We start from the raw sequence: 6,000 nt of genomic DNA, 5'->3' as shown, positions 1-6,000 counted from the left end.
GTCCTGGGTGCCCGAAAAATGATGCAACTGATGGGCTGAAAGGCCTTTTACAGCACAAAAACAAACGCCCCGAACAAGTCGGGGCGTTTGGCTTAAGGCCTGTCAGCGTGTTTTCACACAGTCTGCGCAGGCCCCGTTTCAGTGCAAACCCCGAAGCGTTATGCCAGTTTTTTGTGCCGTACCCGGTGCGGCTGGGCGGCAGCTTCGCCGAGACGTTTCTTGCGATCGGCTTCGTACTCGGTGTAGTTGCCCTCGAAGAACACCGCTTGCGAATCATCTTCGTAAGCCAGGATGTGGGTAGCCACACGGTCCAGGAACCAGCGATCGTGAGAGATCACAATGGCGGCGCCCGGGAAATCCAGCAGGGCTTCCTCCAGCGAACGCAGGGTTTCTACGTCGAGGTCGTTGGACGGTTCGTCGAGCAGCAGGACGTTGCCGCCTTCCTTGAGGGTCAGGGCCAGGTGCAGACGGCCACGTTCACCACCGGAAAGGTCCTTGACGAACTTCTGCTGGTCGCCACCCTTGAAGTTGAAGCGGCCGACGTAGGTGCGCGACGGAATCTCGTAAGTGCCAATACGCAGCTGGTCGGAACCGTCGGAGATCTGCTGGAACACGGTCTTGCTGCCGTCCAGGTCTTCGCGGCTCTGGTCAACACAGGCCAGTTGCACGGTTTCACCGATCTCGATGCTGCCCGAGTCCGGTTGCTCCTTGCCCATGAGCATGCGGAACAGGGTCGACTTACCGGCACCGTTACCGCCGATTACGCCGACGATGGCGCCTTTGGGCATGCTGAACGACAGGTTGTCGATCAGTACGCGATCGCCATAGCCTTTAGTGACGTTCTTGAATTCGATGACCTTGTCACCCAGGCGAGGACCGGCCGGGATGTAGATCTCGTTGGTTTCGCTGCGCTTCTGGAATTCCTGCGACTGCATTTCCTCGAAGCGTTGCAGACGCGCCTTGGACTTGGACTGACGGGCCTTGGCGCCTTGGCGCACCCACTCCAGTTCTTCCTTCATGGCCTTTTCGTGGGCCGACTGCTGCTTGGATTCCTGGGCCAGACGATCGGACTTGGCTTCCAGCCAGCCCGAGTAGTTGCCTTCGTACGGGATACCGGCGCCGCGGTCGAGTTCGAGGATCCAGCCCGCGACGTTGTCGAGGAAGTAACGGTCGTGGGTGATCGCTACCACAGTGCCCGGGAAGTCGTGGAGAAAGTGCTCCAGCCAGGCGACGGAGTCGGCGTCCAGGTGGTTGGTTGGTTCGTCGAGCAGCAGCATGTCGGGGGCCGACAGCAGCAGACGGCACAGCGCCACACGGCGCTTTTCACCACCGGACAGGTGTTCGACCTTGGCCTCCCAGGCCGGCAAGCGCAGGGCATCGGCCGCTACTTCCAGTTGACGCTCCAGGTTGTGACCGTCACTGGCCTGCAGGATGGCTTCGAGCTTGGCCTGTTCGGCGGCCAACTTGTCGAAATCGGCATCCGGTTCGGCGTAGGCCGCGTAGACTTCGTCCAGACGCGCCTGGGCGTCCTTGATCACGCTGACCGCTTCCTCGACCACTTCACGCACGGTCTTGGTTGGGTCCAGCTGCGGTTCCTGTGGCAGGTAACCGATGTTCAGCTCCGGCATCGGACGGGCTTCGCCGTCGAACTCTTTGTCGACGCCAGCCATGATCTTGAGCAGGGTGGATTTACCCGAGCCGTTCAGGCCGAGCACGCCGATCTTGGCGCCGGGGAAAAACGACAGGGAGATGTTCTTCAAGATTTCCCGCTTCGGCGGGACAACTTTGCCCAGCCGATGCATGGTGTAGACGTATTGAGCCATGGAAAAACCTAGCGTCAGAGACGAAAAAATGAGCGCGAAACAGATAAAGGGAGCCGTTGCCCCCAGGAAAGGGCCAAAGCTACCGCAATGCGCCTTGTTGGGCAAACCGCCGACGAATAGGGCTGGCACTTTGCCACGTTTGCGGGCATGCTAGCCGCCCTTCGGGCGTCGGGCTTATAGTGCGTGACCAGAGCCGCCGCCAGGACCGCGGCGCTTGCCAGCCAGCAGCTCTAAAGCTGCCATCCAGCCATACCGCAGGATCATCGCTTGACCAATCTCACTCAGCCGCCATCCCTGCGCACGCCGTCCAGCGCACCCGGTTCGGCATTGCGTGGCTCCCTGAAAAGCGCGCTCGCCCTGCTGGTGCTGCTACTGCTCGGCTTGCTGCTCTGGCAACTGGTCGACCAGTACCGCCACACCCAGGCCGACCAGTACCAGCACAGCCTCAATGCCAGCGCCGAGCTGGCCGACCACATGGCCCTGAACATGTCGCTCAAGGCACAAGTGGCACACAATATTGTCCAGCCTTACCGTTCGTCGCCAAGTCCCGCGCAAGTGCCGGGCGTGCTCGCCCGGTTACAGGCTCAGATGCCTGCCTTGCAAAGCCTGGCCTGGATCGATGCAAGTGGCGCCGTAGGCGTCGACAGCCTTGGCGATAGCCCTGATCGATCTACCCTGGAAGAGCTCCTGCGGCTGAATCAGGGCCGCGACTATTACTACAGCAACTCGGCAGACAATCGACAGATCTACCTGTTGCTGCGTCAGCCCGGCGATACGCCGGGCTACTGGCTGCTGCGCCTGGGACCGGCGTACTACAGCGAACTGACCTCGCACCTGGACCGTCCCAACCGCCCGCTGTGGCTCCTGGAAAACAGCCGTAGCGGTGAAGTCATCAATCGCCACCAACCCGCTCCGGGCAGTGACGAACCGCTGCAAAGCGTGATGCTGGCCTTCCTCGACAACAGTACCTGGCAGCTACGCGGCCTGTTCGATGCGGGACTGGCCCGCGAACAACTACTGCCGGCCCTGGTCGGCAAGTGCGTGCTCGGCTTGTTTTGCGCCCTGCTGCCCTTGCTCGCCTTGATCAACATGCGTCGCCGCCATCGCATGCTGCAGGAAAGCCGTCGGCGCTATCACGATATTTTCGAAGGCACTGGCGTTGCCCTGTGCGTCCTGGACCTCTCCAGCTTGCCTGCGCAGTTGGAGCGTCACCGCCTGCGCAACCGCCAGGTCCTGCAACAGCGCCTGGCCTTCGATCTGTCGTTGCGCCGCGCCTTGCTGCAGGAACTGAAGGTCACCGAGGTCAACCAGGTAGCCCTGCAACTGCTGGGCGTCAACTGCTGTAACGAGGCTTGGCAATGCCTTGTCGAAGGTACCGGTGCCGGTATCGAAGGCATTGGCGTGCAGTTGCTCGAAGCGGTGCTGGACAACCAGCAACAGCTGGAGCTGGAAGTACACCTGCCAATCGCTGGCGGCCAGGACCTGCACCTGTGGCTGATGGTGAAATTCCCCGAGCAGCGTCGCGACTACCAGGCAGTGATCCTCAGCATCAGCGACATCACCAGCCGCAAGCAGGTCGAGCTGTCATTACTCGAGCGCGAAAGTTTCTGGTCGGACGTTGTGCGTACCGTGCCCGACCAGTTGTACGTGCAGGATGTACACAGCCAGCAAATGATCTTCAGCAACCGCAACCTGGGCCAGACCCTGGGTTACGATCGTACGCAACTGGCACGGATGGGCGAACGCTTCTGGGAGATCCTCCTGCACCCGGACGATGCACAGCTGTATCAGCAGATACGCAAGCAGCTGCTCGATTCAGGTGGTGTCGAGCAGTTGCATTGCCAACTGCGTTTCCGTCACTACGATCAACGTTGGCGGCGTTTCGATATCCGCGAGCAGGCCCTGACCCGCGATGGCAGCGGCGTTGTCACCCGCATTATCGGCGTGGGCAAGGACGTCACCGATCAGATCGAGGCCAGCGAATCCCTGCGCGACAGCGAACAGCGCTACCGCATGCTCGCCGAAAGCATCAGCGACGTGATCTTCTCCACCGACAACCAACTGCAACTCAACTATGTCAGCCCATCGGTGCAATCGGTGCTGGGTTATGAGGTCGACTGGATCTTCGACAACGGCTGGCATTCGACCATCGCCAACCCGGCGCAGTTGACTGGCATTTACAGTCTGGTCGAACGGGTCAATCGAGCCTTGGGCGATCCTGAGCAATTGGAGCAACTGCGTACTCAACTGCCGAACCAGTTGTTCCTGTTCGACTGCCTGCGCGCCGATGGCCGCAAGATTCCTATCGAGTTGCGCCTGGTATTGGTCTGGGATGATCAGGAACGCTTCGAAGGCATCCTCGGTGTCGGCCGCGACATCAGCCAACAACGCCGCGCCGAGAAAGACCTGCGCATGGCCGCCACGGTTTTCGAGCACTCGACATCGGCAATTCTGATCACTGACCCGGCCGGCTATATCGTCCAGGCCAATGAGGCCTTCAGCCGGGTCAGCGGCCATGCCGTGGCCGATGTGCTCGATCAGTTGCCGAGCATGCTCACCGTCGACGAACACCAGGAAGCCCACCTGCGCTATGTGCTCAAGCAGCTCAACCAGCGCGGCACCTGGGAAGGTGAAGTCTGGCTCAAGCGCCGTAATGGCGAGCATTACCCGGCCTGGGTCGGCATCACTGCGGTCCTCGACGACGAAGGCGACCTGGCCAGCTACGTGTGCTTCTTCACCGACATCAGCGAGCGTAAGGCCAGTGAACAACGGATCCACCGCCTGGCCTACTACGACGCCCTGACCCACCTGCCCAACCGCACCCTGTTCCAGGACCGCCTGCATACCGCACTGCAACAGGCCGAACGGCACAAGGCCTGGGTGGTACTGATGTTTCTCGATCTGGACCGTTTCAAGCCGATCAACGACTCCCTCGGCCATGCCGCCGGCGACCGTATGCTCAAGGACATGGCTGAGCGCCTGCTTGACTGTGTTGACGATGACGACACCGTGGCGCGCATGGGCGGTGACGAGTTCACCCTGTTGCTGCAACCGCGGGCGACGCGGGAAATGGCCCTGAACCGCGCCATCCACGTCGCCGAGCAAATTCTCGGCAGCTTGGTGCGACCGTTCGTCCTGGAAAACCGCGAGTTCTTCGTGACAGCCAGTATTGGCATTGCCCTGAGCCCGCAAGACGGTAGCGAGCTCAGCCAACTGATGAAGAACGCTGACACGGCCATGTACCACGCCAAGGAGCGCGGCAAGAACAACTTCCAGTTCTACCAGGCCGACATGAACGCCAGCGCCCTGGAACGCCTGGAACTGGAAAGCGACCTGCGCCATGCCCTAGAGCAGAACGAGTTCATTCTTTATTACCAGCCGCAGTTCAGCGGCGACGGCAAGCGCCTGACCGGCGCCGAAGCCCTGCTGCGCTGGCGCCATCCGCGTCGCGGGCTGGTGCCGCCGGGTGATTTCATCCCGGTGATCGAAGAACTGGGGCTGGTGGTAGACGTTGGCGACTGGGTGCTCAAGGAAGCCTGTCGCCAGCTCAAGACCTGGCATCAGGCCAAGGTACGGGTGCCCAAGGTCTCGGTGAACATCTCGGCGCGGCAATTCTCCGACGGCCAGTTGGGCACGCGGATCGCTACCATCCTCAAGGACACCGGCCTGCCACCGGCGTGCCTGGAACTGGAGCTGACCGAAAGTATCCTGATGCGTGAGGTTGACGAGGCCATGGTGATCCTCGACAGCCTGAAGCAGCTTGGCCTGAGTATCGCGGTCGACGACTTCGGCACCGGCTACTCGTCGCTCAACTACCTCAAGCAGTTCCCCATCGACGTACTCAAGATCGACCGTACCTTCGTCGACGGCCTGCCCGCAGGCGAACAGGACGCGCAGATCGCCCGGGCGATCATCGCCATGGCCCACAGTCTGAACCTGGCAGTGATTGCCGAAGGCGTGGAAACCCACGAGCAACTGGAGTTCCTGCGCGAGCACGGCTGTGACGAAGTGCAGGGCTACCTGTTCGGGCGGCCGATGCCGGCCAACCAGTTCGAAGCGCAGTTCAGCAACGAAACGCTGTTCATGTTTGAGTAGGCCGGAAGCTGCAAGCCTTAAGCTACAAGCGGCAAGATAGAAGCGCTGCGCGCTTGGCCTTTAGTTTGCCGCTTGAAGCTTG

General features: G+C 61.1%; 2 protein-coding genes. One reads left to right on the top strand and one right to left on the bottom strand.

From position 1 onward, the window contains the following. Nucleotides 1-158: 158 nt before the first annotated feature. Nucleotides 159-1,823, bottom strand: a complete 1,665-nt coding sequence (gene ettA, locus ACRESH_RS18440; RefSeq protein ID WP_431743322.1) for an energy-dependent translational throttle protein EttA — start codon at nucleotides 1,821-1,823, stop codon at nucleotides 159-161. Between the two features lie 267 nt (nucleotides 1,824-2,090). Between ettA and ACRESH_RS18435 the strand changes: the two genes are divergently transcribed. Further along, the gene (locus tag ACRESH_RS18435; protein ID WP_431743321.1) at nucleotides 2,091-5,918 is read left to right on the top strand and encodes a sensor domain-containing protein; all 3,828 of its coding nucleotides are present in this window, start codon (nucleotides 2,091-2,093) and stop codon (nucleotides 5,916-5,918) included. The last annotated feature ends 82 nt before the right edge of the window (nucleotides 5,919-6,000 follow it).

This window comes from Pseudomonas sp. (assembly GCF_050739775.1).
Lineage (GTDB): Bacteria > Pseudomonadota > Gammaproteobacteria > Pseudomonadales > Pseudomonadaceae > Aquipseudomonas.
This window is presented reverse-complemented; position numbering and strand designations above follow the sequence as displayed.